Here is a 25517-nt window from a genome sequence, read left to right on the forward strand (position 1 = left end):
CAAACATGAGGTTTCGCCGGATGAAAAGCTTGGCAATGGCATGGTTCGCCGCAGCGAGCCTCTCCGTCGTATTTGCGTCGCCTACACCCGCCGGTGCGCAGAGCACCGATGGAGGAAGTTTCGGAACTGCCGTAGTGCCGACCGAGACGATCTATCCGGGCGATATCATCACCAGCGGTCAGCTCGAAGAGGTTGATGTTACCAACCCCAATCTGAGCGGTGACTATGCCAAGCGGCTCCGCGAAGTGACCGGCTTGGTCTCGAAGCGCACGCTACTTCCCGGACGCACCATTTCCATTTCCGCGCTGCGCCAGCCATATGCGGTAACGCGCGGCTCCAATGTTCGTCTGGTGATGAGCATGGGCAGCATGACGATCACCGCCGCGGGCACGCCGCTGGATGACGGCGCCGTCGGCGACAATATCCGCGCCCGCAACATGGACTCCGGCATCATCGTCAACGGCACGGTCCTCCAAAACGGCACGATACGCGTGGTCGCGAAATGAAACGGCTTCGTCAATTACTCGCAGTCCTATTCGCATTGCCGAGCCTGATCGTCGCCGATCCAGCGCTCGCGATGCAATCGCGCATCAAGGATATCGCATCGCTGCAATCCGGCCGTGACAACCAGCTGATCGGCTACGGTCTGATCGTCGGTCTCCAGGGGACCGGCGACGGGCTGCGTTCCTCGCCTTTCACCGAGCAGTCCATGCGCGCGATGCTGCAGAACCTCGGCATCTCGACGCAAGGCGGCCAGTCCGCCGCCAAGAATACGGCAGCCGTCATGGTGACGGCGAACTTGCCGCCCTTTGCAAGCCCGGGCAGCCGCATCGACGTGACGGTCAGCTCGCTCGGCGATGCGACGTCGCTGCGCGGCGGCACGCTGATCATGACCTCGCTGAGCGGCGCCGATGGACAGATCTATGCCGTGGCGCAGGGCTCCGTCATCGTATCCGGCTTCCAGGCGCAGGGTGCCGCCGCCACGGTGACCGAGGGTGTTACCACGGCTGGCCGCGTGCCCGGCGGTGCCATCATCGAGCGTGAGCTGCCGTCTCGTTTCAAGGATTCCGTCAATCTGGTCCTGCAGCTGCGCAATCCGGATTTCTCGACATCGATCCGCATTTCCGACACGGTCAACACCTGGGCGACCTCGCGGTTTGGTGCGCCGATCGCAGAAGCCAAGGATTCGCAGGAAGTGACGATTGCCAAGCCGAAGATGGCCGATCTGGCGCGGCTGATGGCCGATATCGAAAATCTCAATGTTCAGACCGACACGCCGGCCAAGGTCGTCATCAACGAGCGCACGGGTACGATCGTCATTGGCGCCGACGTCCGCGTCTCGCCGGTCGCCGTCAGCTACGGAACGCTGACCGTGCAGGTCAGCGAGAACCCGCAGGTGATCCAGCCAGAACCCTTCTCCGATGGCCAGACGGCGATCCAGGACCAGACCGATATCACCGCCACCAAGAGCGGCGGCCGTGTGGCGGTGCTGGAAGGGCCTGACCTGAAGACGCTGGTCGCAGGCCTCAACAATATCGGCGTCAAGCCGGACGGTATCATCGCCATCCTGCAAGGCATCAAGTCGGCCGGCGCCCTGCAAGCGGAGCTCGTGCTGCAATGATCCCGAACGCCATTGCCAGAAATATGCTGATCGGCTGCAGCCTCGCAACGGCAGCCCTGCTCTTGTCGCTCGGTGCGGCTCTTGCGCAGGAAGCGCCGAAGCCGGTCGCGGCCGATCCGGCTTCCAGCCAGGATGAGATCCGCCAGTTCTGTACCAATATTGCCGATCCGGCCCGCGACCAACGCTATTTGCTGCAGAAGCAGGAACTGGAAAAACTCCAGGCGGACGTCGATCAGCGTATCGCCACCATGGACAAGCGCAAGGCCGAATACGAAGACTGGCTGAAAAAGCGCGATGACTTCCTCAAGACCGCGGATCTAGGCCTGGTCGATATCTACAAGAACATGAAGCCGGATGCGGCCGCAGCCAGCCTCAATGATGTCAGAACCGTCGTGGCGGCTGCAATCATCATGAAGCTCTCCGCGCGCCAGTCGAGCCTCATTCTTGCAGAGATGGATGCGAAAAAGGCGGCGGTCATCACCAACATCATCGCCAGCGCATCCGACCCGAATACATCGAAGTCGAAGGACCCCTCATGAACACGCGTCTTACGGCCGCCTGCGCAATCGTCGTCTTTCTCGCCGGTTGCCAGTCGCAGGCCCTCAGGGAAATCGGCAGGGCGCCTGCCATGAGTCCGATCGGCAGCGGCCTGCAATATGCGCAGACGCCGCAGATGTCTCAATATCCAAAGCGGCCTCATCAGGTCGCACAGGGCTATTCGCTCTGGAACGATTCGCAGGCCGCCTTGTTTAAGGATTCGCGCGCGCTCAATGTCGGCGACATCCTGACGGTCACGATCAAGATCGACGATAAGGCGAACTGGGACAACGAGACCAATCGCAATCGCACGAACAAGAGCGATATGAATTGGGATATTTCGGCCAAGATTTTTGGCTGGAGGCCTGCCACCAACGCCGACGCCACCTCGGGCTCCGACACCAGCACCGACAGCAAGGGCAAGATGCAGCGCTCCGAGCAGATCAACCTTCTGGTCGCAGCTGTCGTGACGGGCATTCTCGAAAACGGCAACCTGATGATCAGCGGCTCGCAGGAAGTGCGTATGAACCAGGAAATCCGCATTCTCAATGTCGCCGGCATCGTCCGGCCGCAGGACGTGACGTCCGACAATACCATTTCCTACGACAAGATTGCCGAGGCGCGCATTTCCTATGGCGGCCGCGGCCGCCTGACGGAAATACAGCAGCCGCCGAGAGGGCAGCAGGCGGTCGACCTGCTCTCGCCGCTCTGATTTGATAGCGAACGGATAGGGATATGGCAGCAGTCGCAGACGAATCGGCAAAGGGCAAGGGATCGTCGCTGATCATGATGGTTGCCGGGCTGCTGGTACTCACCGTACTCGGCGGCGGCGGAGGCTGGGTACTGGGAACCATGGTGGCGCCGCGGATCAAGCAGGCCACCGCTGCGGTGCAGGCGACGGCAAAGACTGGCGGCGACAGCAAGCAGGCTGCAACCGCCGCCCAGGCAAACGGCATCATCGCGCTGGATCCGATCACCGTCAACCTCGCTTATCCCTCGCAGAACTGGATCAGGCTAGAGCTTGCGCTCGTTTTCAAAGGGCCGCCCGACGCCCAGCTTGCCCAGGCGATCCATCAGGACATCCTCGCCTATATCCGCACGGTCTCCCTGCAGCAGATCGAAGGCGCCCGTGGCCTGCAATATCTTCGGGATGACATCCAGGAGCGTGTTGACCTGCGCTCGGAAGGACGAGTATCGAAAGTTATGTTCAGAACTTTCGTGATCGAATGAGTCGGCCAGCACTTGCTCTATTTATATTCGTGATTGCTGCCTTGTCGCCTGAACTGGCGGCGGCGCAGCAATTGTCGCAGCAGCTTCCCACCGATCTTCTGAACGCGCCGGTCAACGGCTCGGTTGCTGCCTGGATCATCCGTACCTTCGGGCTCCTGACGATCCTGTCGATCGCGCCGGGTATCCTGATCATGGTGACGAGCTTTCCGCGCTTCATCATCGCCTTTTCGATCCTGCGCACCGGCATGGGTCTCGCAACGACGCCGTCGAACATGATCCTGCTGAGTCTTTCACTGTTCATGACGTTTTATGTCATGTCGCCGACCTTCGATCAGGCCTGGAAGGATGGCGTGCAGCCGCTGCTTGCCAACCAGGTTTCGGAAGCCGACGCGGTGCAGCGCATTGCCGAGCCTTTCCGCACCTTCATGTCGAACAATACGCGCGACAAGGACCTGAAGCTTTTCGTCGATCTGGCGAAGGAACGCGGCCAGTCGACGGTCGTCGACAACAAGATCGATTACCGCGTTCTGATCCCGGCCTTCATGATCTCGGAGATCCGCCGCGGCTTCGAAATCGGCTTCCTGGTGGTACTGCCGTTTCTCGTCATCGACCTGATCGTGTCGACCATCGTCATGGCGATGGGCATGATGATGCTGCCACCGACCTCGATCTCTCTGCCGTTCAAGATTCTCTTCTTCGTGCTGATCGACGGCTGGAACCTCTTGGTCGGCAGCTTGGTCCGCTCTTTCCACTGATATGAAAAGCGCAAGGCGATCATCGGAGCCGCAGCCCCGATGATCGCTGAAGCTTACTCGGCCGCGATCGCAGCCGAGTTCTGGTCATCTTCCATGAACGGTTCCGAGCGCTCCGGCAGCGCCGGCACGTCGATGTGATCGGGTGCCAGTCCCTGCTTGGCTCGGGCTACCATCATTTCGAAAGCCGTCTCCAGATGGTGCGTGAAGCGTTCAGCATCGAAGAGCGGCTTGATGGAGCGATTGGCGGCCAGAATTTGCTTGAACTCAGCGATACGTTCCGGTTGCCCGGCGAACTGCACGGCCATGTCCTCGTAGGTCTGGATGTCTCCGGCCACCAATTCGGGCAGGCCGATCGCATTCAGCAGGCTTTCGCTGACGCGTGAGGCGAAGTTGGTGCCCTTCACCGTGAGGACCGGCAGACCGCCCCACAGCTGCTCCGATGTGGTCGTATGGCCGTTGACGGGGAAGGTGTCGAGGCCGAGATCGGCAAGCTGCTGACGGTCGATGTGATCCTCGTAGCGAATGCGAGTGGTAAAGACGACCCGCTTGCGGCTGATGCCACGCGCTTCCAGACGTGCCCAGAGATTGGCCTCTGCGCGGGGACCGTTGCAGAGCAGCCAAAGCACACTGTTCTTGCTGCGCTTCAGAATGTTGCACCACACGTCGACCATCTGTGAGGTGATCTTGCGATTGCCGTTGAAGGAGGCGAAGACGAAGGCGTCTTCGGGAAGCTTGTGCTGCGCGCGGGTCGTCGGTCGCGGCTTCGGACGGTTGAGCGGATCGTTCGGCTGGTAGCATTCGGGTAGGCGGCAGAATTTCTCGTGGAAATGTGGCTTTGAATGATCCGGAAGCACATAATGATCGCCGATGATGTAGTCGAGGTCGATGTTGACGACGGAGCCGGGAAAACCGAGCCAGGAAACATGGATCGGAGCTGCCATATGGTTGAGGATAGCTGCGCGGCTTGCTTTGGTGTGCCCCTTGAGATCGACAAGAATGTCGATATTTCGAGTTCGGATCTCGTCTGCCGCGCCCTGGTCGGACAGACCGCGAACGTCGACCATCGTCCCCCACTTCTGATCATCGAACCCTTGTTCCTTCTGGGAAGCGAGATCGGAATGGTCGAAGAGGGTGATCTCGAACCGATCCCTGTCGTGCAGCTCCAGGGTCCGCTGCATCAGCTTCATCGTCGCGTGGCCAGGCCAGAAATCGGACGAGAGATAGCCGACGCGGATCTTGTTGCTCCACGTGTGTGGCAATTTGCGACGAGCCTCGGCAAGGCCGGCGGGCAGGGGTTTTGTGTCGTGGATAGCATGCTTGTTAATTGCTTCATCGCCACACCAATGCAGGTGGAAGAAGGGGTTGTCCGGGATCACGTAAGCGAGATTGCCCTCTGCCAGTGCCGCTGTGATCGGCGGCATGTACCTGTCGACAACCGCGAGATCGGATATTTCTCGGGCGAAGATCAGATGAAGTATGCGAGCGATGCTGCTGTCGGGATGTTTCTTGAATAGCGTCGCAACCAGGTGCCGGTTGCTTTCGTCGTAGAGATCGTCGGTGAGGAGTTTCGATGCCATGAGCCGATGCTCGGCCTTCGGTCCCTCGACCAGTACCGTCTTGAAGCCGCTCAGGAGTTCTTTCTGCTCTCGGCTCAGGAAAATGCGGGCGAGAATAAAGGCAAGATCCGGGTCCTTGAACGCCATTGGAAGGATCAGGTTGCCGACCGCGAGAGCCTGATCGTCATTGCCGCATTCGCTATGAAGCAGCAGCGCCTCGCGAAGATAGTCGTCGCGCTGCGGCTTTTGCCGGCCCGCCAGCTCATAGGCGCTCGCCGCATCCGATCTGAACCCAAGTTTGAGCAGTGTTTTTGCCAGCAACGCATAGGTCTTGGGCGATCTGTCGACATTAAGCAGCTCGTTCAGTGTCTCGAGCGCGCGCGTATACTGTCCCTTCTGATAGAAACCGGACGCTGTCGAAAAGGCATTTTTCGTAGTCACGAGCGAGAACTCCAAGCGGAATGTTGAACTGGCACTCGCCAACAGCCGAGTGCCGGAATCATGGATTCCGCCCGATCTTCGCGCACGTAGCTTGCCTGAAACCGAAGCAGCGGCCGAAAATGCCTTTACGCATTTTTAGCTACGTTCTGGAGAGCTGCTTACCGGCGGATCGAATTTAAGAAATTGGCAAGCAATGGATGCGACTTTCCTTGCGACATGACGGGTTTGGTCCTCTAGGAAAATGGATCGAGGGGCATGAAGCTGCTCCGTCATCGCCGGTATCTCCAGTCCGGTATGTCCTCCTTTTGTATCCAGTTTCCAGGGGACACTCCTATGACCAGCATTATTACCAACAATTCCGCAATGGCCGCTCTCCAGACGCTGCGCGGCATCAGCAGCAATCTGCAGGACACTCAGGCTGCTGTTTCTTCGGGCCTGCGTATCTCCAAGGCTTCCGACAACGCCGCTTACTGGTCGATCGCCACCAGCATGAAGTCCGACAACGGTGCCATCGGCGCGGTTTCCGACGCTCTCGGCCTCGGCGCCGCAAAGGTTGACACCGCTTCGACGGCCGTCGGCAGCGCCATCGATATCGTCGGCCAGATCAAGAGCAAGCTTGCCACCGCCATGGAAGGTTCGGTTGACAAGAAGGCTGTTCAGGAAGAAATCGGCCAGCTGCAGCAGCAGCTGCAGAGCGTTGCCCAGTCGGCTTCGTTCAACGGCGAAAACTGGGTCATGGCTTCGAGCGGCGGCTCCGCTTCGGTCGTCTCGTCCTTCATCCGCGGCACCAACGGCACCGTTTCGGTCAGCACGACCTCCTACGCCTTCGACGCCAGCGCAACCGGCAACGTTCTGTTCGGCTCGAGCGGTGGCACGATCGACACGACTTCGGGCATCCTCGGTACGTCGGATGCGTCGGTTGGCGCTTCGGTCTTCAGCCTCGACATCTCCAGCATGACGACCGGCCAGATCTCCAGTGCCCTCAACATGGTTCAGACTGCTCTGAACTCCATGACCAGCCTCGGCTCCAAGCTGGGCTCCGTCTCCAGCCGTATCGATCTGCAGACGAGCTTCGCTTCCTCGCTCTCCGACTCGATCCAGTCGGGTGTGGGCAAGCTGGTTGACGCCAACATGGAACAGGAATCGAGCAAGCTGTCCGCTCTGCAGACGCAGCAGCAGCTGGCTATCCAGTCGCTCTCGATCGCCAACTCCTCGAACCAGTCGATCCTGTCGCTCTTCCGTTAATAGGAAGCCCCAGCGCTCCGCGCTGGTCGAAAATCCTAAACAACAAGTTAACCGCACCTACCTAAGGTGCGGTTTTTTTTATATTTTCTGCCTCAAGCCAGTTCAGCTTTTCTTAACTATATTGCTGTTTCTTAGGACCATCGAAGCGGCGAGTTAACCTTAACGATTTTGGTTAACAGGCATGATGCTGAATGCCGTTACCGGTTTAGGTCCGGAATGTCCCTTATTTAACCACTGCCAAAGGGGCAAATATCATGACGAGCATTCTTACCAACAACGCCGCAATGGCCGCTCTCCAGACGCTGCGCAGCATCGGCTCCAACCTGCAGCAGACGCAGAGCGCCGTTTCTTCGGGCCTGCGTATCTCCAAGGCTTCCGACAACGCCGCTTACTGGTCGATCGCCACCAGCATGAAGTCCGACAACGGTGCCATCGGCGCGGTTTCCGACGCTCTCGGCCTCGGCGCCGCAAAGGTTGACACTGCAACCACCGCCGTCACCAGCGCCATCGACATCGTCGGCCAGATCAAGAACAAGCTTGCCACCGCCATGGAAGCTTCGGTCGACAAGAAGTCCATCCAGGAAGAAATCGGCCAGCTGCAGCAGCAGCTGCAGAGCGTTGCCCAGTCGGCTTCGTTCAACGGCGAAAACTGGGTCATGGCTTCGAGCGGCGGCTCCGCTTCGGTCGTCTCGTCCTTTATCCGCGGCACCAACGGCACCGTTTCGATCAGCACGACCTCCTACGCCTTCGACGCCAGCGCAACCGGCAACGTTCTGTTCGGCTCGAGCGGTGGCACGATCGACACGACTTCGGGCATCCTCGGTACGTCGGATGCGTCGGTTGGCGCTTCGGTCTTCAGCCTCGACATCACCAACATGACGGGCGGCCAGATCTCCAGCGCCCTGAACATGGTTCAGACCGCTATGAACTCCATGACCAGCCTCGGCTCCAAGCTGGGCTCCGTCTCCGCTCGCATCGATCTGCAGTCGAGCTTCGCTTCCTCGCTCTCCGACTCGATCCAGTCGGGCGTCGGCAAGCTGGTTGACGCCAACATGGAACAGGAATCGAGCAAGCTGTCCGCTCTGCAGACGCAGCAGCAGCTGGCCGTCCAGTCTCTGTCGATCGCCAACTCTTCGAGCCAGTCGATCCTGTCGCTCTTCCGTTAATAGGAAGAACCAACGCAGCGCGTTGGTCGATGGTAGCAGACAAGCCTTCGCCGCGCCTTCTCCGGAAGGCGCGGTTTTCGTTTTTGGCTCAGCGCATCGGTACCGACCGGCTCAGGACGCCTTTCCGAGGGCCGCGGCAGCCTTTTGCCTAGCGGCATCGACGAAGCCATCGAACAGCTTCCGCATTGCCGCCTGCTTGTAGGGATAGACGCCCGGATCATCCATGTCGTGGACCACCATGGCGACATCGAGCTCGAACACCAGCAGGCGTCCATCGGAAAGTTCGGCGCAATCGATGCCGAAATAATCGAGCGGGATATGACGGCAAAGAGCGAGGAAGCTTTCCTTGTGGCGCAGGGCGAAATCCTGATCGAAATTTTCCATCCATGCCTGTTCGACGGCACGTTTTGCCGCGCTCTGCTCCATGCCGGCACTTAGATAATGCACGATCCAATGGTCTGAGAGCGCCATGTGGCTCGCGAACGGCTTGCCGTTGATGAACACGATGCGCTGCTTGTTATAGAAGCCGTCGGAACCGCGAAAATCGATGAAGGGCGCGACGTAAAGTTCCGGAGCGGGCTGAGCCTTCAGAAAGGTGACAAGCTCGACGGAGTCGGTGATGCGTTCCATGCCGTTGCCGGCATGCGTGCTGATCGGGCGCACGACCAAAGGGTAGTCAAGGCCCGGAGCGCAATCGTCCAGTCGTTTCACGCCCATGGCGACGGCCATAAGATCGGCGTGCGATACGCGGTAGGTAAAGGGCGAAAGGATGGAGGGCTCATTCGCCAGCATGGCGCTGACGCCGTCGCGCGTCAGTCTCGCGATCAGTCCCGGATTACGGTTCATCACCGGACCGTCGAATTTGGCAAGCAATGTCTGCATATGGGCGAGAAGAGGGGCGTTTTCGGTCGATTCCCCGATCGCCATGAAAGCGATGTCGTGCTCCGGCAGATCGACGAGCGCGAAGGTTTGCAGGTCAACGTAATGCAGCCACAGCACGCAGTCGCTGCCGGCCAGCAGAAAATCGATAGGCGTATTGGCCATGAAATCGCCTTCGGTCACGAAAGCGAGTATCCGCGGACCAGTCCCGTTGCCATGGACGACGCAATAGTCGCGGCGCATCTGCACGGCATTCTTTAAAATCTGGCGAGCCTCATTACTGCGGCCGAGCGTCTGCAGGATGATGGCCATGTCCAGAAATGCAGCGGCGGCGGTCGGATCCGCCGTTACGCGCTGCATGAGCTCGTTCCAGAGCGGGGTCACGTCGTAACCGGCATAGACGAGGGAGACTATTCTCCGCATGCCGAGAATTCGGGCGCCAACCGGTATGTTCAATAGTGCCGGATCGGCGATGGGGGCTTTGGTCATCAGCATTGCGGAAGATCCTGTTGGGAGCCGATTGTCAAAACGCTCCGAACGAGCGCATCGATATCCGTTTGTCGGGTACGGTGGTTTACGATCGCCGCGCGAATTGCGGGCTGACCGTTCAGATGGGTCAGGGACGGGGCGACGCGGCCTTCGGCGTGGAGACGCTCGACAATGTGGGAATTAACCGATGCCGGCATCGTTCCGGAGGCTCCGACATAGGCGAAGCAGACGATGTTGAGGGCGACGGGCGCGAGTAGTTTGAGGGCAGGTTCCTGTTCGATGCGCTCGGCCAGTCGGCGGGCTAGCCTGCAATTGGCGCTCATTGCGTCCCCCAAGGCTTTAACGCCATAGGTTTTCAGCGTGAACCAGGTTTTCAGCGCCCTGAAGCCACGGGAAAGATCCGGACCGTAGTCGCAGGGCCACCAGTCCCCACCGGCAAGTCCGGTCGCTGCGCGGCTCAGATAGGCGGCATCCGAAGCAAAGGTTTGCCGTTGCCACTCGCTATCCCGCACCAGGAGGAAGCCGGCATCATAGGGTACCTGACCCCACTTGTGAAAATCGAAAGCGAGCGAATCGCAGGCTTCGATCCCCGCAAACAAGGGCGCGAGCTCCTCGCTGAGAACGCCAAGAGCGCCGAGCGCGCCATCGACATGAAAATGAAGATTATGGGCGTCGGCGATGCCGCGCAGGGCCACGAGGTCATCGACCGCGCCGGTGTTGACCGTTCCAGCGCTGCCGATGAGGAGGAACGGCGTGAAGCCTTCCTGTTGGTCGCGGAGGATTGCTTGTTCCACCGCATCGATATCGATCTGGCCGAGTTCGTTGACGGCAATGCGCCGGAGCTGATTGCTGCCGATGCCGGACATTTCGAAGGCCCGGGGAACGCAGCCATGTACTTCGCTCGAGGCATAGGCGACGAGCCGGGATTCGTCGGACAGACCGGTTGCACGAACATCGCGGCCGAGCTTGCGGCATCTGGCGATCTGCACCGCGACGAAATTGGCCTGCGATGCACCGGTCAGGAATATACCGCCTGCCGTTTCCGGAAACGAGAAGATCTCGCGCGTCCAGCGGACGATCTGGCGCTCGACCTCGATCGGCATATGGTCGCGTCCGCCGAGATTGGCATTCAGCCCGCCGGCGAGCATTTCGGCGAGCATGCCGGTAACGGTGCCACCGCCCTGGACCCAGCCCATGAAGCCCGGGTGAATGTTGCCGCTGCCATAGGGGAGGATGTGGTCCCGAAAAATGGCGTGGACGTCAGCCAGATCGCTGCCTTCTATGGGCAGTGGTCCATCGAATTTGGCGCGAGCGGGAGAGGGAGCGTGCTGCCAGACTGGCTTCGTTGCAAGTGTCTGGAGATGATCGAACATGTCGTCGAGCATCCGGTGGCCTTGCTTGCGCAGGGCCTGCCAGTCGTCGGGGTCGAGACTTGTTCGCTCGTGGTGATCGACCGCCGCCCCTCCGGTCTCTTGCAAACTGAACATCTGAACCTCGCATGCGGCCGCCGGTATCGCCACCGTCATCGGAGCGCTACCGATAAAATGGCGGCCTCTTTGCCCGGCACCGGGTTGGCCTATCTACGACGCCGAAGATGGCGCGAGGCTGACGTGGCTTCTTGCATTCCTTCAGACGGCCGCGCGGATGGAAAATAGCATGTCGGCGCCTGCCGGGCGGATCAGCTCCTTTCCTGTTCAAGGAATGGCAAAGCAAGCACTGCCTGCTGGTCATCGGCGGAATAGTTGCTTCCATTAACTTTTGCAGGCGGCATTAACCTTTTATTAACTCTATTGCTGTCAGTTGCGGCTAACGCAACGGTTGGTTAACCTCTCCTAAGAGCCGGTTAACAAGCATGAGGCTGATTGCCGTTCCCGGCCGCAGACCGGAATGTCCCTTCCAAAGTCAGCCATAAGGGGCACTTTTCGATGACCAGCATCCTCACCAACGACGCGGCGATGTCCGCTCTCCAGACCCTGCGCGGCATCAACACGAATCTGCAGGATACGCAGAGCCGCGTTTCCTCGGGCTATAAGGTTGCGAAGGCAGCCGACAATGCCGCTTATTGGTCGATCGCGACAACCATGCGTTCCGACAATGGTGCGCTTTCCGCCGTCTCCGATGCATTGGGCCTGGGTGCGGCCAAGGTCGATACGGCATATGCCGCAATGGACAACGCCATTACAGTTGTTCAACAGATCAAGGACAAACTGGTCGCGGCAACCGAAAGCAGTGTTTCGAAGGCTGATATCCAGGAGGAGGTTACTCAGCTCCAGCAGCAGCTGGAAAGCATTGCACAGTCCGCATCCTTCTCCGGGCAAAACTGGATGTATGCGGCGAATGGCGCCTCGGCTTCCGTTGTTTCCTCCTTCGTGCGCAATAATAACGGCACGGTTTCCGTCAACAGCACCAGTTACGCCTTCGACACCGGTTCGCAAGGCAACGTGCTGTTCGGCGCAAGCGGCGGTACGATCGATACCAGTTCCGGTATTCTGGGCACTCAGCAGAATATCAGCGGTACATCCTATTCCGTCTTCAGTCTCGATATCACCAACATGACGGGCGGGGACATCGGCAAGGCCATGAATCTCATTCAGGGTGCTCTCGATGCTATGACGAGCACGGCCTCGCAACTCGGTTCGCTTTCGACGCGCATCGACCTGCAGACGAGCTTCGTTTCCACCTTGCACGACACCATTGATTCCGGTGTCGGCAAGCTCGTCGATGCGAACATGGAAGAGGAGTCGAGCAAGCTGTCCGCGCTGCAGACCCAGCAACAACTGGCAATCCAATCGCTGCAGATTGCCAATTCGAGCGCACAAAACGTTCTCGCTCTCTTCAAGTGAGCCTTGACCGGAGCTTGCGTTGCGATCGCGCGGCGGCATTTCCCTCTTGTCGCCGCGTATAAGCTTTTGTTAACGTTGCCGCTAATTGATTTGCAGTTTATGCGCAGGTCCGGCGTTCGTTCTCCTACCAAGCGGTTGCCGGGCCGCGCTTCAGCGACGGGCCGTGCTGGGATGTTTCCCGCTGGTGGGCATGAGGCCAATCGTTGCTGCCGGATCGGTCCGGCTTGCCAGTTCCAATGGAATTACGGATTTTCAGATGAGCAATGTGACGACGAATCCTTCCACGTCGGCGGCGCTGACCGTGCTGCGCGGTATCAACAAAGATCTCGATGTCGTGCAGCAGCAGGTCTCGTCCGGTTACCGCATTCAAACGGCGAGCGACGATCCCACCTATTGGTCGATGGCGACCACCATGCGCTCGGACCGAAGCAGCCTTTCCACGATCACGGACGCGCTTGGTCTCGGCGCCTCGAAGGTCGATACCGCATCCACCGCCATGGATACGGTCGTCAGCCTGCTGACCCAGATCCAGTCCAAACTGGTTTCGGCCAAGGAATCGGGCACAAACAAGAATGCGATCAACGCCGATATCCAGCAGCTCAAGAGCCAGCTGCAATCCGTTGCCCAATCAGCATCCTTCTCCGGTGAGAACTGGCTCTACAACACCGAGCAGCAAGCCAATACGCAGCAATCGGTGATCAGCAACTTCACGCGGGGCACAGGCGGACAGATCAATTTTACGACGATCGATTATGACAGCTCCCAAACCCTGATGATCGATACCGCGCAACCGGCGCGAGGTTTGTTGACGAAGAATGTCGACGCAAGCACACTCGGCGTTCCGGGAACCAGCGGCGGGACGGCTCGCAACTACTATCTCCTTGCCGCCAGCGGCGGTTCGACGCCATCAGGTGGAACGGAGATCTCGATCTCCAGCAGCACGACGGACGACGAATTGACCGACATGATCAACGTCACCAATTCGCTCCTGAAATCGGCAACGTCTGCCGATTCGACCTTGGGTCTGATGTCGTCCAATATCACCGACCAGTCGGATTATATTTCCAAGCTTGGCGACGCCATCAAGAGCAGCGTCGGCGACCTGGTCGACACCAACATGGAAGAGGCCTCGGTGCGGCAGAGTGCCCTGCAGACAGCGCAGCAGATGGGTGTTCAGACATTGTCGATCGCCAACAGCATGGCGAGCAAGATTCTGATCATCCTTCAATCGAAATGACCGTCGGGCAGAACTCGGATCGGCTATGCCGCATCGCATTCATCCTCGCACAAGTTTGACTGCCTACGGTCCTTTGCAATGCCTTGGTTGCGTAAGGTGCCGGTGACATTGGTCCCGGACGCTGTTGCCTGATGATGGAAACCGGAAGCGTGATGATCGACGTTTTGAGAATGGAAATGGATTGGCCGGCTGCCGGCATCGACTTGCAGCGCCTCTGCGGCGCGAATGGGGAGATGCGCGCGTGAGCTTGGCACTATCTCGATATCTCAAGGATTTCAGCGCCGAACAGGTTCCTCCGTCGCATGTCGAGGATATGGCCTTTCCGGAGCCGATCGAATTTGCTGAAATTCCAGGCGAGCCGCCCGTTGATGTCGAGGCAGAGCGTCGCGCTGCCTATGCGGAGGGGCATGAGGCGGCGACGCAGGAACTGACGCAGAAGCATCAGGCCGAAATCGATGCCATGGCCCAGTCGTTCCGCGCGGAAATGGATGCGCTGCGGATACATTACGAAGAGCAGGCGGCGGAAAAGATCGCGGCAGATATGAACCGCGTCGCCATAATGCTCGGGCAGGCGATCAGCACGGAAGCCGCCGGCATCCTTGCGCCGATCATGACAGAGACGCTGACGACCAGGGCGGTCGGCGATCTTGCCGAGCTGGTCAAAGCTTCGATCCTCGACGGCAGCGTCGGGCCGATCTCGGTCACTGGTCCGCGCCATCTCTTCGAGGTTCTCCATAGCCGCCTCGGCGACGACGGTGCGCTGCTGCGGCATATCGAGGCCAATGATGTCGATCTCACCGTCACCATCGGCGAGAGCGTTCTCGTGACCCGTATGTCCGCCTGGGCCGCTAGTCTGAGAGAGATCCTGAAATGAGCGACGGCGATCAAAATCACGGCAAGCACGAGATTATCATCGTCAAGCGCCGCGGCGGCGATCACGAAGGCGGCCATGGTGGGGCCTGGAAGATCGCCTATGCCGACTTCATGACCGCGATGATGGCCTTCTTCCTCGTCATGTGGCTGGTGAACGCCGCCAACGAAGAAACGAAGGCCTCGGTCGCCTCCTATTTCAATCCCATCAAGCTTGCCGACGAGAAGCCCACGGAAAAGGGCCTCAAGAAGCCCGTCGATCAGGCCCAGGGCGAAAAGAACCAGCAGAAGTCCGACAAGCCGCAGGAAAAGCCGAATGACGGCAAATCAGCCAAGACCGGCGAGGATCTGACCTCGACATCGGGCGATCAGACGAATTACTCCGAGGCGGATTTCTTCGAGAATCCCTATTCGGTCCTAGCCGAGATCGCACAGGAAGTCGGTCAGCAGGCGAATGTCAGCGCCAAGGGCGAGGGCGGTGCCGCCCAATCGGGTCCGGCGACAGGTGCGGATGGCGGCCAGGCCTATCGAGATCCGTTCGATCCGGATTTCTGGACCAAGCAGGTGCAGGTTTCCAGCGCTTCGAAGAAGGCGAACGAGGAACAGTCCGCCAAGTCGGATCAATCGCCCAAGGGTGAAGTCGTCGCCTTGTCGAAGGCAACGGCTGCGGACAACGGCCAGCCGGCCGATCAGCCGCAAACGCCCGAACAACAGCCGACGGTGAGCGAGCAGCAGGCGGCCGGCAAGGCGCAGGAAAAACAGACGCAGGCTCAGCAGGTTGCCAAGGCCGGCACGCAAAGCGGTGCATCCACCCCTGAAGACAATGCCGCTTTGCCTGCAAACAGGGATGCTCAGCCGACGAAAGCGCAGCAGCAGGAAGCCAAGGATCTGCAACAGGCAATTCAGGCTGAGATCAAGGGCGTTGCCGGCCAACTGGCCGAAGGGTTGCAGGTGACTGCTGCTGAAGGCGGGGTGTTGGTCACGATTTCCGACCAGACCAACGATCCGATGTTCAATATCGGTTCCGCGGTTCCCCGGCGCGAGATGGTGCTGGCGATGGAGAAGATCGGCAAGCTTCTCGCGGAGCGTAAGGGATCGATCCTGATCCGCGGCCACACCGATGGGCGCCCCTATCTTGTCGGCGGCCGCAACGACAATTGGCGTCTGTCGCTCGATCGCGCCCAGAGCGCCTATTACATGCTGACCAGCGGCGGGCTGGATGAGAAGCGGGTTGTGCAGGTGTCCGGCTTCGCGGACCGGCGTTTGAAGTTGCCCGACGATCCATTCAACGATGCGAACCGCCGTATCGAGATCCTGATTGCGAGTCCCTCTACTCAGGCGGCGACGGACCCCGCAGCCTCGGGAACGCAAGCTCCCGTCAAGCCGGCTTCGGGCAAGGGCAAGTCCGGTCAAGGCAAGCAGGGATAGTTCATGGCGCGCAAACAGCATCGTCATCGCCTTGCGCTCACGCTCACCCTCGGCATGCTGATGTCTGGGGTTGCGAGTGCTGAGAGACAGGACGGTCTGCCGCTCTACAAGATGCTGCGCTCGCTCGAATTCGTACAGGATTCCGTTGTCGCGGGCGACAGTTCTGCCGCAGAGATGCAGCGCTTTCTGCTCGGAACCATAGATGAGCGGCTGCGCAGCGCGGACAAATCCGTCTTCGAGGACAGTCGTAACGTCGATGCGGCTCTCATCTACGCCATGAGCGGCGGCAACCCCGAAACGCTCGAATATCTGATGTCACGCGACGTCAACGGCAATTTCGACAATCGCGTTGCGGATGTGCTCAGGAAATATCTGAACGGCAAGGGTCTGCTTGTCGTCAACACGCTTGTCGACATCTCCAAGGAGTATCGCGGCAAGCCGATCGGCCCCTACCTCTCGCTAGTTGCGGGCAATGTCATGTCGGGCAAGAATGCCAAGGCAGCCTTGCCTCTCTACGACTGGGCGCGATTGATGGCACCCGGCACGATCGTGGAGGAATCGGCATTGCGCCGCTCGCTGGCTTTGTGCGCCGACGCGGGCATGGTGCCGCAAGGATTAGATTATGCGCGGCGTTATACGCGGCGCTTTCTGCATTCGCCTTACGCCAGCCAGTTTGCCGATCTTTTCGTGCAGCTGGTGGTGGACCACGATTCCGGCGTGAAGCAGCAGGACATCGTCGACATCCTGTCCTTCATGGACCCGCCGAGACAGCGGGAGATCTATCTGCGCATGGCGCGCCGGGCCGCGATCGCCGGCAAGGCCGATCTTGCCGCGCTGGCGGCCAATCGTGCCCAGGCGATCTCCAATGACGGCGGCGATGCCTTTGGTGCGCTGGCTAATTTCTATGGCGGCGTGGCGGGCATATCCACGCCCGAACTGAAGGCGGCGATCGACGATGTGAACCAGATGCCGGCGGGCGAGCTGAATGCGCGCGACCGCGCATTGCGCGACGCCGCAAAGGCCGTCGCGGCGGAGATATTGCGAACACCCGATGCTGCAAGCCTCGGGCAAGGCAGTTTTCCTAACCTGCCCAACCAACAGAAGACTGAACACGATGCTGCTGTGACGAATCAAGCGGGAGGCCAATCTCCCGGCACGGCGGGTGTTGAGCAGGGAGCCTCGGCAAACGCGGCTCCCGCCCCGGAGGGAGGGCGGCAGGAGGCCGACTCTTCGTTCAACGCATTCGTCACGACGAGCCGCTCGAAGCTGGATGCCATCGACGGCCTGTTGAAGCAGGAAAGTCATTGATATGAACGACATTGGTGTGTCCGGCGCCCCATCGGGGGTGGATATTCGTGCGGTTGCCAAAGGCGGCCGCTCGGCGAAGCAGGATGACGGCAAGGGTTTTATTGATGCGCTGACGAGCTCGCTCGGCAATGGCGGCAAATCTTCAAGCTCCGATGCCGGTGCCGATACCTCCGCCAATGCGGACACGACTGCCGATAAGGATGCAAGTGCGGCACAGACGGTCGTGGGAAATTCCTCCGCGGCAGCTCTCTCCGTCGACGACAGCACCAAGGCCGGAGTTGGGATGATCGATACCTCCGGAGCCAACCTTTCCAATCTCGCCGGCCTGGCCAAGGGCGCGAAAGTTTCGCAGCCTGCCGGCGCCGTCTCGCTCTCGAAATCGCTGATCGCGCTGCAGAATACAGCGGCAGCGGCGGGTGAGGCCGGCGCAACATCCACCGGAGCCGATCAGCCTACGGCAGCCACAGACCCGGCCATGCCTACGACCGATACGGCCAAAGTGCCGGTGCAGTCTGCCGCACTCGACCAGCTTGCCGAGATCGCGCAGCAGTTGGCCGATGTCGCGACCACGGACGGTCAGACGGCGCCGGTCAAGAGCGACGGCAAGACGTCTGGCGCGAAGGATGGAAAGGATGCCCAGGCGGCGGATGACGGTAAGTCTGCGTCGACGCAAGGCAGCCTGCCGGCCAATACGATTTCCGATGCCCTGTCCCTGCTGAACGTTGCGCCGCCCGTCGTTGCGACACAGGTTAGCACGGCACAGGGTAGCGCGATCCAGGCAGGCAAGACGGCAGACGATGCCAAGGTCCAGTCATTGTCATCAGGCAAGGCAGCATTTGCGAATGATGCCGCAGACACGGCTGTGACGTTGCCGGATGACGGCAAGGGAACGGATGTCGCACAGACGTTCCGCCTGGCGCGGGCGGATGGCCGCGGCGGTGCGCTCGACCTGTCGATCAGCAAGAGCGGTGATGACGTTGCCGATGTCAAAGTCGGCGCTGCTGCGGGCGGCGATGCGGTGGCAGTCACCGTACTGGATTCGCGTCGTTATCTCGGGCTTGCCACCAACTCGGCATTGGTCGCTGGGAGTCTCGGGGGCGACCGCGAATGGTCGGCTGCGATGCAGCCGGGCTCGGCGCTTTCCAATGCCGCAAACCTGACGAGCACCGGCAAGGTCGTCAACACGCTGAAGATCCAGCTACGTCCGGACAATCTCGGCGACGTTACGGCAACCATGCGGCTTTCGGGAGACCAGCTGAGCGTCGATCTGAAGGTGCAGACCGGCGAAGCCTACAGGCAGCTTCATGCCGATCAGAGCCGCATGGTCGATGCGCTGCGCGCACAAGGCTATCAGGTCGATAACATCACCGTCACCCTGGCGTCCAATGCCGACCAGCAGTCGGACGGCGGCCGCAACTCCGGATCGAACCAGCCGCAGCAGCAGTCCCTGTTGAACCAGGGGCAGGGGGGCGACGCGCGCTCCAGGGGCCAGAATTACTCAGGGCAGCAGGCAAATGGAAACGATGGCAATCGCAGTTCGGGTGAGCGCAGCGTTGAGGATGGCACTGGTGGTGGCCTGCAGCGTTCTCGCTCTGGTGCGGTTTACCTCTGAGGTCCAGGCATCAGGCAATCCGGCGCCGCCGGACAACGGTGCCGCGGGTCTTTGTGAACGGGAAATCCAGTCCGCTGCCGCAAAATACGGAATACCGGAAGGGATCCTTTATTCCGTCGGTCTGACGGAAACCGGTCGTAAAGGGTCGCTTTATCCCTATGCGCTCAATGTCGAGGGACGGCCGATCTTCCCGCCGTCGGAAGGCGCCGCCCTGCAGGTATTTGCCGCTGCACGGCAGAGTGGGGCAAAGCTCATCGATGTCGGCTGCATGCAGATCAATCAGTATTTTCATGGCGAAAACTTTGCTTCCGTCGACGCAATGTTCGATCCGCGCAGCAATGTCGAATATGCCGCAAAGTTTCTCCGCAATCTGCATGACAGGCATGAGACCTGGACTATGGCGGTAGCAAGATACCATGCTGGCCCGAACAATGACCCCGCCCAGAAGGTCTATGTCTGCCGCGTGATCGCCAATCTGGTCGCCACCGGTTACGGAAAATGGACGCCAAACGCGGCGACGTTTTGTCGGGATTAGGCACCCATAGGTTGAGTACGGTATCCGGTTAGCCAGCGCTAACCCAATCGAAGCGGTTGACTGCCGTGGTTTTGCCTAAAATGGAAATGTTAATCATACGCTTGCTAACAGGTTTTTTATCGGTGTAAAACGCCAAGCACATACTACATCTAGTGCAAATCGCACCCTTATGGTTAATCAATTATTAATTTCCGTCACTCATTTCCGACAGTTGTTCGTGATTCGCCCGATTCGTACCCATAGGTCATCGAAACACCACACTGATTCGGAGGCGGACGAATGATCGTAGTGGTTGATGAGCGAGAGCTCGTTAAAGACGGATACACATCACTCTTTGGGCGCGAGGGCATCCCTTCGACGGGATTTGATCCGCGTGAATTTAGCGAATGGGTCTCGACCGCGGCAGAGGGCGACATTGCCGCGGTCGAAGCCTTCCTGATCGGACAGGGGCAGCAAGTGCTCGAGCTTCCGAGGGCGATTCGCGACCGGACGGCGGCACCTGTCATCGCGGTCAGCGACCAGCCCTCGCTGGAAGCCACGCTTGCACTCTTTGATTGCGGCGTGGACGATGTCGTTCGCAAGCCGGTCCATCCTCGCGAAATCCTGGCCAGGGCGGCGGCGATCCGCCGCCGGTTGAAGGCGATCAACAACTATACCGATATCGGCCCCATCCGCGTCTTCGCCGATGGCCGCGATCCGGAAATAAACGGTTCCGTATTTGCCCTGCCGCGCCGCGAGCGCCGCATCCTCGAATATTTGATCGCCAATCGCGGCCGCCGCGTGACGAAGACCCAGATCTTCAACGCCATTTACGGCATCTTCGACGAGGAAGTCGAAGAGAACGTCGTCGAAAGCCATATTTCTAAGCTGCGCAAGAAGCTGCGCAAGAAGCTCGGTTTCGATCCGGTCGATTCCAAACGCTTCCTTGGTTACTGCATCGACTGGAGCTGATACTGCCAGTCGTGCATTCCAGATGTTAAAGCCTGCTGATAAGCCCGGAAATCCCTTGATTTCCGGGCTTATTCTTTTGCAGTGCGCGGGACAATCACAGCAAGAATAAGTGCGCCTTCCCTTACCATCCATGGCATAATAACGAGCGGTCATTCCTCTCGCACGAGACTTGCGACGACGCTTTTCGCGATGATCGTTTTTTCGTTTTCTCAGACAGCTTCACGCAAGGCCCGCCACCTACTCTCAGTCGTATGAAGGATAACGAGGATTCCAGATGAGGAATTTCGGCAGCAGAGAGACCGCGTTTGCGGAAGTGAGTGCAGAGGCAGCCCGCCTCAGCGCCGCTTCTGACCGCCGTATCAATGTGCGCGGATTCTCTGGGGGAGCCGTCCGTCCGTTGCCCACGACAATCTGGTCTATTTCGCCGGCCTCGCTCCGACAGGCTATTCCGACATTTCCAGCGTCCTCGGCCGATCTGCCGCGCTAAACGAATAGGGTATCGAGTCAGTCATGTCGCTTACAACAGCTCTCAACAACGCGCAGGCAATATTCAATAATACCGGCACGCAGAGCAGCGTGGTGTCGAACAACATCGCCAACGCCAACAATACGAATTACTCGCGGCGCCAGGCAATGTTGACCACCGACATGGCCGGCGCACAGGTTGTGCAAATCTCGCGCAGCAGCGAACCTGCACTGCAGAAGGCCTATCTCAGCTCGGCGTCGTCGGATTCGGCGCAGCAACTGCTCCTGAACGCCTACAGCAATCTTCAGTCGGCAACGATTGGCGGCAACGACAACGAAATTGCGCCGGCGACCTATCTGTCTGCATTTCAGGATGCGATGCAAAACTACGCCGGATCGCCGTCCAATGCCACGGCGGCCCAATCCGCGATCAATGCAGCCCAGAGCCTGGCCACATCTCTCAACAATGCCACGACGGCGGTACAGGGCGCCCGCGCCGACGCCGACAAGCAGATCAAGTCCGACGTCGATACGCTGAATAGCCTTCTCAAGCAGTTCCAGACGGCCAACGAGGCGGTAAAATCGGCCACGGCGGCTGCCAGTCCCACGTCGAGCGCGCTTGCCGACGCGATGGATCAGCGCGATTCGATCCTGAACCAGATCTCGAAGATCGTTGGCGTGACGACGGTGACGCGCGGCAACAACGACATGGCGCTTTATACCAGCAGTGGAACGACCCTGTTCGAGACCATTCCGCGCACGGTGACGTTCAAGTCGACGGATACGTATATAGCGGCCACTCCGGTCCCCGGCAACAGCGTCTATATCGACGGCGTTGCTCTGACCCCGGGCCAGAGTGCGAACACGACGGCGCAGGGCACTCTGCAGGCGGCGCTTCAAATCCGCGACGACGTTGCGCCGACCTACCAGAAGCAGCTCGATGAGATCGCCAGAGGGTTGGTTACGGTCTTTGCGGAAACGAACAGCAATCCTTCCAAGCCCACATTGCCGGGTCTTTTTACCTGGAGTGGCGGCACTATTCCTGCCAGCGGGACCGCGGTCACTGGCTTGGCCGGCTCGATCACCGTTAATTCGAAATTAATCACATCCCAAGGTGGCGACCCCACGTTGCTGCGGGATGGTGGTATCAATAATAGCGCGACTGAGACCGGTTATACGAAGAATACCAGCGGCGGCAGCGGCTATTCCACACAGCTTGATGCCTTCATTACGGCAATGAATGCGAAGATGGCGTTCGATCCTACCGCAGGCTCCAGCACCAATGCCAGCCTGATGGATTATTCAGCCAGCTCCATTGGCTGGTTGGAAGGCCAGCGCAGCACGGCGACGACCGCGGCGGAAAATACGTCCGCCGCTCTTTCGCGCTCTTCGGGCGCCTATTCGAATGCGACCGGTGTCAGTCTCGATGAAGAGCTGACACTGATGATGGATATTGAGCAGTCCTACAAGGCTGGAACAAAGATACTGAACACCGTCAACCAGATGCTTCAAGCTGTACTGGACCTTGCGAGCTAAGCCATGAAACTCTCTTTCATTTCGAGCACAGCCATTCAGAATGCCATGCGGCAGACCGTCCGCCAGGCGCAAAATGAGATGACGAGCGCCTCTACGGAGGCGACCACTGGCGTTTACGCCGATATCGGTGTTTCGCTCGGCGGCAGCACGTCGCTCAATGTGAACCTGACGCGGGAAGTGTCCCGTATCGACTCGATCCTCAGCAGCAATTCCATTGCCAACCAGCGGATGACAACCTCGCAGACCGCCCTGACCGGCATGGGCACGCAGGCGCAGAAGCTGATGGATCAACTGGTGGCGCTGAGCGGCAACACCGACGGCAGCAGCGTCGCCCTGGCGCAGCAGGCGGCGTCATCGACCCTGTCGAACGTCATCGCTTCCGCCAATACGATGGTGAACGGCGAGTATCTCTTTGCCGGAACCAACACCGACGTTCAGCCGATGACGGATCAATCCGCTACAACGAACGCGGCTATTCAATCGGCACTGACGACCTACATGGCCGCTCAGTCGCCGGCGGTAACCGCAGCGACCATATCCGCAGACCAGATAACGGATTTCATCAAGACCAAGGTCGAGCCGATGTTCACGTCCGACCCCAGCTGGTCGAGCTGGTCGAGTGCGTCCGATCAGAATATGACCAGTCGTATCAGCAATTCGGAAGTCATCGAAAGCTCGACGAATGCGAATTCGTCCGGCATTCGGTATCTGGCGCTGGCGACCAGCGTGACCAACGCGCTCATGGGCACGCCTCCCGGTCTCAATCAGAGCGCCGTGAACGCGGTCACGAAGCAGGCCATCAGCTATACGCGTCAGTCGGTTGACGGGCTGAACAGCCAGGCAAGCCAGCTCGGCCTGTCGCAGTCGCGCCTTTCGGATGCGAATACGACGCTCAACGCTCAGAAGACCATTCTCACCACGAGCATTGGCGATCTGACCGGGGTCGATCCCTATGAGGCGTCGACCAAGGTCAACAGTCTCCAGACGCAACTCCAAACGGCTTACACTATTGTTTCCAAGATCCAGCAGTTAAGCCTTGTAAATTACCTTTGATGATCAAAGGGATGTAATGACCAGGAAGGATGCATGAATGTATCAGTTCTCATATGCGGAAGTCATGCAGGACGCTGTGGCCGACGCCAAGGAACGAGAACGGCAAGTTCTGGACCGGTCGATAGCTCTTCTCTCCGCGGCCCGCGATGCGGAAAAATACGGTCGTGAAGCGATCGAGGCTCTCTTCTATACGCGTCGCGTATGGGTGAGCTTCGTCGACGACCTTAAAAGCCCGGAGAACCAGCTCAATGTCGAACTGCGTGCCAACCTTATCTCGATCGCCATCTGGATTTTGAAGGAATGCGATCGAATTCGGCTGCGCCAGTCGGAAAATTATCAAGGCATCATAGATGTCACCACCATCATCAGGGATGGACTTAAATGAAAAGTACGCTTCGCATATCGCTCAAAGCCGGGGAAAAGATCTTTATCAACGGGGCCGTCCTGCGTGTCGATCGCAAGGTTGCTCTGGAATTCCTGAATGATGTGACATTCCTGCTCGAAAACCACGTGCTTCAGCCCGAGGAGGCGACAACGCCTCTGCGCCAGCTCTATTTCATCGCGCAGATGATCCTTATCAATCCTGAGGGCAAGGAGCAGTCGACGGCGATGTTCCGCAAATCGATCGTCATGCTGCTGTCGTGCTTCCACAATGAGGAAGTGCTGGCGGAACTCAAGCGCATCGACGGGCTTGTCTCCACCGGCCGCGCCTTTGACGCGCTGAAGGCGATCCGCAGCCTGTACGCGATAGAGGATCAGATTCTGAACAGCCAGGAAATGCCGGCGGCAACGATCGAGCACATCCGCCGGGAGATCGCTCCATGGCAGCGGTAGACAGCGTCGCCAGCAGCACCAACTCTCCGAACACTGCCAGCAATGCTGCCGCCGCATCCTCAAAGGCTACTTTGAACTACAACGATTTCCTGCAGCTCCTCATCGCGCAGATGAAGAACCAGGATCCGACCAGTCCGATGGATGCCAGCCAGCAGATTTCCCAGCTGGCGAGCTTCTCCCAGGTGGAGCAGCAGATCCAGACGAACTCGCATCTGGAAACCGTGCTGCAGAACCAGTGGATCTCGCAGGCCTCGGATTACATCGGCAAGCAGATCATGAGCGCCGACGGCAAGACCACCGGCACGATCAAGCAGGTAAGCGTCTATACGGACGGTATCATTGCCGAAACTAATGCCGGCGACAAGATTCTGATCCAGGCCGGCGTGACGATCGCTCCGGCGGGCACGACCATTGATACCTCGCCCACGTCGAGCGATAGTAGCAACAGTGATTCGTCGTCGAATACGGATCAGACCAGCGGCACATGACGTGCCGCTGAACCGGGAGCGGACAGATTATGAATGAAGCCGATGCATTGGATATTTTCCAGGCGGCAATCTGGACAGTGCTTGTGGCTTCCGGTCCGGCTGTCATCGCCGCCATGGTCGTCGGTCTGGTCATCGCGCTGATTCAGGCGCTCACCCAGGTGCAGGAGGCGACCTTGACCTTCGTTCCGAAGATCGTCGCCGTCATGGTCACGATCGGCATCTCGGCGCCATTCGTCGGTGCGCAGATTTCAATCTTCACCAATCTCGTCTTCTCCCGCATTCAATCGGGTTTCTAGGATAAATCTGAAGGCCATTTCGGCCTCCGGATCGCGCGCATCGATGGCATCGGCCATGCTCGCGCAAGCTTCGGCCTTTAGAGGTCGGTTCCAATAGGGCAGGCGGTTCAGCCGCTTGCCTCCTCTCATGAAGAGACGGAAC

General features: G+C 59.2%; 25 protein-coding genes. 22 read left to right on the top strand and 3 right to left on the bottom strand.

Annotated elements, in window-relative coordinates; translation table 11 throughout:
• The first annotated feature begins 5 nt into the window (after window positions 1–5).
• The 6 genes from flgA to fliP are packed head-to-tail and all read left to right on the top strand — an operon-like array spanning window position 6 to window position 4143.
• Entirely contained in the window at window positions 6–506 is a 501-nt protein-coding gene (flgA, locus tag FHX05_RS10340) for a flagellar basal body P-ring formation chaperone FlgA (protein WP_041677215.1), read from the top strand.
• Window positions 503–1621: a flagellar basal body P-ring protein FlgI gene (locus tag FHX05_RS10345; protein ID WP_112397934.1), complete on the top strand. Its 1119-nt coding sequence runs from the start codon at window positions 503–505 to the stop codon at window positions 1619–1621. Before flgA ends, FHX05_RS10345 begins: the two co-directional genes overlap by 4 nt.
• Window positions 1618–2160: a MotE family protein gene (locus FHX05_RS10350; RefSeq protein ID WP_112336528.1), complete on the top strand. Its 543-nt coding sequence runs from the start codon at window positions 1618–1620 to the stop codon at window positions 2158–2160. The genes FHX05_RS10345 and FHX05_RS10350 overlap by 4 nt, the downstream gene beginning before the upstream one ends.
• On the top strand, window positions 2157–2870 hold the full coding sequence (gene flgH / locus FHX05_RS10355; protein ID WP_112608117.1) for a flagellar basal body L-ring protein FlgH: 714 nt from the start codon (window positions 2157–2159) through the stop codon (window positions 2868–2870). The genes FHX05_RS10350 and flgH overlap by 4 nt, the downstream gene beginning before the upstream one ends.
• Window positions 2871–2893: 23 nt before the next feature.
• A complete protein-coding gene (locus FHX05_RS10360) occupies window positions 2894–3388 on the top strand; it encodes a flagellar basal body-associated FliL family protein (protein ID WP_183871489.1) in 495 nt (164 codons plus the stop codon).
• Window positions 3385–4143: a flagellar type III secretion system pore protein FliP gene (gene fliP, locus FHX05_RS10365; RefSeq protein WP_041677216.1), complete on the top strand. Its 759-nt coding sequence runs from the start codon at window positions 3385–3387 to the stop codon at window positions 4141–4143. The genes FHX05_RS10360 and fliP overlap by 4 nt, the downstream gene beginning before the upstream one ends.
• Before the next feature lie 53 nt (window positions 4144–4196).
• Here the strand turns inward: fliP and FHX05_RS10370 are convergent, their stop codons facing one another.
• Entirely contained in the window at window positions 4197–6140 is a 1944-nt protein-coding gene (locus FHX05_RS10370) for a glycosyl transferase (RefSeq protein WP_183871491.1), read from the bottom strand.
• Window positions 6141–6473: 333 nt separating this feature from the next.
• On the opposite strand from FHX05_RS10370, the gene FHX05_RS10375 reads away from it, so the two are divergent.
• Both FHX05_RS10375 and FHX05_RS10380 read left to right on the top strand, forming a co-directional pair.
• Complete coding sequence (locus tag FHX05_RS10375; protein ID WP_183713063.1) at window positions 6474–7385, top strand: flagellin; 912 nt, start codon at window positions 6474–6476, stop codon at window positions 7383–7385.
• A gap of 254 nt (window positions 7386–7639) precedes the next feature.
• Complete coding sequence (locus FHX05_RS10380) at window positions 7640–8551, top strand: flagellin (RefSeq protein ID WP_183713060.1); 912 nt, start codon at window positions 7640–7642, stop codon at window positions 8549–8551.
• Window positions 8552–8662: 111 nt separating this feature from the next.
• Here the strand turns inward: FHX05_RS10380 and FHX05_RS10385 are convergent, their stop codons facing one another.
• Window positions 8663–9925, bottom strand: coding sequence for a tetratricopeptide repeat-containing protein (locus tag FHX05_RS10385; protein ID WP_183871493.1), 1263 nt, complete (start codon window positions 9923–9925; stop codon window positions 8663–8665).
• Window positions 9919–11406, bottom strand: coding sequence for a pyridoxal-dependent decarboxylase (locus FHX05_RS10390; RefSeq protein ID WP_183871495.1), 1488 nt, complete (start codon window positions 11404–11406; stop codon window positions 9919–9921). The genes FHX05_RS10385 and FHX05_RS10390 overlap by 7 nt, the downstream gene beginning before the upstream one ends.
• Window positions 11407–11844: 438 nt before the next feature.
• On the opposite strand from FHX05_RS10390, the gene FHX05_RS10395 reads away from it, so the two are divergent.
• The 14 genes from FHX05_RS10395 to fliQ all read left to right on the top strand — a co-directional run bounded on the left by FHX05_RS10395 (window position 11845) and on the right by fliQ (window position 25375).
• Window positions 11845–12762: a flagellin gene (locus FHX05_RS10395; protein ID WP_112336522.1), complete on the top strand. Its 918-nt coding sequence runs from the start codon at window positions 11845–11847 to the stop codon at window positions 12760–12762.
• A gap of 256 nt (window positions 12763–13018) precedes the next feature.
• Window positions 13019–13999: a flagellin gene (locus tag FHX05_RS10400; RefSeq protein WP_112610982.1), complete on the top strand. Its 981-nt coding sequence runs from the start codon at window positions 13019–13021 to the stop codon at window positions 13997–13999.
• Between the two features lie 241 nt (window positions 14000–14240).
• On the top strand, window positions 14241–14873 hold the full coding sequence (locus FHX05_RS10405) for a hypothetical protein (RefSeq protein WP_183871497.1): 633 nt from the start codon (window positions 14241–14243) through the stop codon (window positions 14871–14873).
• Entirely contained in the window at window positions 14870–16297 is a 1428-nt protein-coding gene (locus tag FHX05_RS10410; RefSeq protein WP_183871498.1) for a MotB family protein, read from the top strand. The genes FHX05_RS10405 and FHX05_RS10410 overlap by 4 nt, the downstream gene beginning before the upstream one ends.
• A 3-nt stretch (window positions 16298–16300) precedes the next feature.
• A complete protein-coding gene (motC, locus tag FHX05_RS10415; protein WP_183871501.1) occupies window positions 16301–17605 on the top strand; it encodes a chemotaxis protein MotC in 1305 nt (434 codons plus the stop codon).
• 1 nt (window position 17606) lies between these two features.
• Complete coding sequence (locus FHX05_RS10420; protein ID WP_183871503.1) at window positions 17607–19217, top strand: flagellar hook-length control protein FliK; 1611 nt, start codon at window positions 17607–17609, stop codon at window positions 19215–19217.
• On the top strand, window positions 19165–19752 hold the full coding sequence (locus tag FHX05_RS10425) for a transglycosylase SLT domain-containing protein (RefSeq protein ID WP_183871505.1): 588 nt from the start codon (window positions 19165–19167) through the stop codon (window positions 19750–19752). Before FHX05_RS10420 ends, FHX05_RS10425 begins: the two co-directional genes overlap by 53 nt.
• Window positions 19753–20031: 279 nt before the next feature.
• Window positions 20032–20703, top strand: coding sequence for a winged helix-turn-helix domain-containing protein (locus FHX05_RS10430; protein ID WP_015338820.1), 672 nt, complete (start codon window positions 20032–20034; stop codon window positions 20701–20703).
• A 510-nt stretch (window positions 20704–21213) separates the two neighbouring features.
• Complete coding sequence (gene flgK, locus FHX05_RS10435; RefSeq protein ID WP_183871507.1) at window positions 21214–22704, top strand: flagellar hook-associated protein FlgK; 1491 nt, start codon at window positions 21214–21216, stop codon at window positions 22702–22704.
• 3 nt (window positions 22705–22707) lie between these two features.
• Entirely contained in the window at window positions 22708–23757 is a 1050-nt protein-coding gene (locus tag FHX05_RS10440) for a flagellar hook-associated family protein (RefSeq protein ID WP_112336516.1), read from the top strand.
• Window positions 23758–23794: 37 nt separating this feature from the next.
• The gene (gene flaF, locus FHX05_RS10445; RefSeq protein ID WP_106996633.1) at window positions 23795–24142 is read left to right on the top strand and encodes a flagellar biosynthesis regulator FlaF; all 348 of its coding nucleotides are present in this window, start codon (window positions 23795–23797) and stop codon (window positions 24140–24142) included.
• The gene (gene flbT / locus FHX05_RS10450) at window positions 24139–24591 is read left to right on the top strand and encodes a flagellar biosynthesis repressor FlbT (protein WP_112336515.1); all 453 of its coding nucleotides are present in this window, start codon (window positions 24139–24141) and stop codon (window positions 24589–24591) included. Before flaF ends, flbT begins: the two co-directional genes overlap by 4 nt.
• The gene (flgD, locus tag FHX05_RS10455) at window positions 24579–25079 is read left to right on the top strand and encodes a flagellar hook assembly protein FlgD (RefSeq protein WP_112336514.1); all 501 of its coding nucleotides are present in this window, start codon (window positions 24579–24581) and stop codon (window positions 25077–25079) included. The genes flbT and flgD overlap by 13 nt, the downstream gene beginning before the upstream one ends.
• Window positions 25080–25108: 29 nt before the next feature.
• Window positions 25109–25375 (top strand): flagellar biosynthesis protein FliQ, encoded by a 267-nt coding sequence (fliQ, locus tag FHX05_RS10460; RefSeq protein WP_015338826.1) that lies wholly within the window; start codon window positions 25109–25111, stop codon window positions 25373–25375.
• Window positions 25376–25517 lie beyond the last annotated feature (142 nt).

This window comes from Rhizobium sp. BK491 (genome assembly GCF_014194925.1).
Classification (GTDB): domain Bacteria; phylum Pseudomonadota; class Alphaproteobacteria; order Rhizobiales; family Rhizobiaceae; genus Rhizobium.

Bases quoted from the DNA above. Each gene is read 5' to 3' on its own strand.
- flgA (WP_041677215.1), top strand. From the start codon at position 6: ATGAGGTTTCGCCGGATGAAAAGCTTGGCAATGGCATGGTTCGCCGCA.
- FHX05_RS10345 (WP_112397934.1), top strand. From the start codon at position 503: ATGAAACGGCTTCGTCAATTACTCGCAGTCCTATTCGCATTGCCGAGC.
- FHX05_RS10350 (WP_112336528.1), top strand. From the start codon at position 1,618: ATGATCCCGAACGCCATTGCCAGAAATATGCTGATCGGCTGCAGCCTC.
- flgH (WP_112608117.1), top strand. From the start codon at position 2,157: ATGAACACGCGTCTTACGGCCGCCTGCGCAATCGTCGTCTTTCTCGCC.
- FHX05_RS10360 (WP_183871489.1), top strand. From the start codon at position 2,894: ATGGCAGCAGTCGCAGACGAATCGGCAAAGGGCAAGGGATCGTCGCTG.
- fliP (WP_041677216.1), top strand. From the start codon at position 3,385: ATGAGTCGGCCAGCACTTGCTCTATTTATATTCGTGATTGCTGCCTTG.
- FHX05_RS10375 (WP_183713063.1), top strand. From the start codon at position 6,474: ATGACCAGCATTATTACCAACAATTCCGCAATGGCCGCTCTCCAGACG.
- FHX05_RS10380 (WP_183713060.1), top strand. From the start codon at position 7,640: ATGACGAGCATTCTTACCAACAACGCCGCAATGGCCGCTCTCCAGACG.
- FHX05_RS10385 (WP_183871493.1), bottom strand. From the start codon at position 9,925: ATGCTGATGACCAAAGCCCCCATCGCCGATCCGGCACTATTGAACATA.
- FHX05_RS10390 (WP_183871495.1), bottom strand. From the start codon at position 11,406: ATGTTCAGTTTGCAAGAGACCGGAGGGGCGGCGGTCGATCACCACGAG.
- FHX05_RS10395 (WP_112336522.1), top strand. From the start codon at position 11,845: ATGACCAGCATCCTCACCAACGACGCGGCGATGTCCGCTCTCCAGACC.
- FHX05_RS10400 (WP_112610982.1), top strand. From the start codon at position 13,019: ATGAGCAATGTGACGACGAATCCTTCCACGTCGGCGGCGCTGACCGTG.
- FHX05_RS10410 (WP_183871498.1), top strand. From the start codon at position 14,870: ATGAGCGACGGCGATCAAAATCACGGCAAGCACGAGATTATCATCGTC.
- motC (WP_183871501.1), top strand. From the start codon at position 16,301: ATGGCGCGCAAACAGCATCGTCATCGCCTTGCGCTCACGCTCACCCTC.
- FHX05_RS10420 (WP_183871503.1), top strand. From the start codon at position 17,607: ATGAACGACATTGGTGTGTCCGGCGCCCCATCGGGGGTGGATATTCGT.
- FHX05_RS10425 (WP_183871505.1), top strand. From the start codon at position 19,165: ATGGCACTGGTGGTGGCCTGCAGCGTTCTCGCTCTGGTGCGGTTTACC.
- FHX05_RS10430 (WP_015338820.1), top strand. From the start codon at position 20,032: ATGATCGTAGTGGTTGATGAGCGAGAGCTCGTTAAAGACGGATACACA.
- flgK (WP_183871507.1), top strand. From the start codon at position 21,214: ATGTCGCTTACAACAGCTCTCAACAACGCGCAGGCAATATTCAATAAT.
- FHX05_RS10440 (WP_112336516.1), top strand. From the start codon at position 22,708: ATGAAACTCTCTTTCATTTCGAGCACAGCCATTCAGAATGCCATGCGG.
- flaF (WP_106996633.1), top strand. From the start codon at position 23,795: ATGTATCAGTTCTCATATGCGGAAGTCATGCAGGACGCTGTGGCCGAC.
- flbT (WP_112336515.1), top strand. From the start codon at position 24,139: ATGAAAAGTACGCTTCGCATATCGCTCAAAGCCGGGGAAAAGATCTTT.
- flgD (WP_112336514.1), top strand. From the start codon at position 24,579: ATGGCAGCGGTAGACAGCGTCGCCAGCAGCACCAACTCTCCGAACACT.
- fliQ (WP_015338826.1), top strand. From the start codon at position 25,109: ATGAATGAAGCCGATGCATTGGATATTTTCCAGGCGGCAATCTGGACA.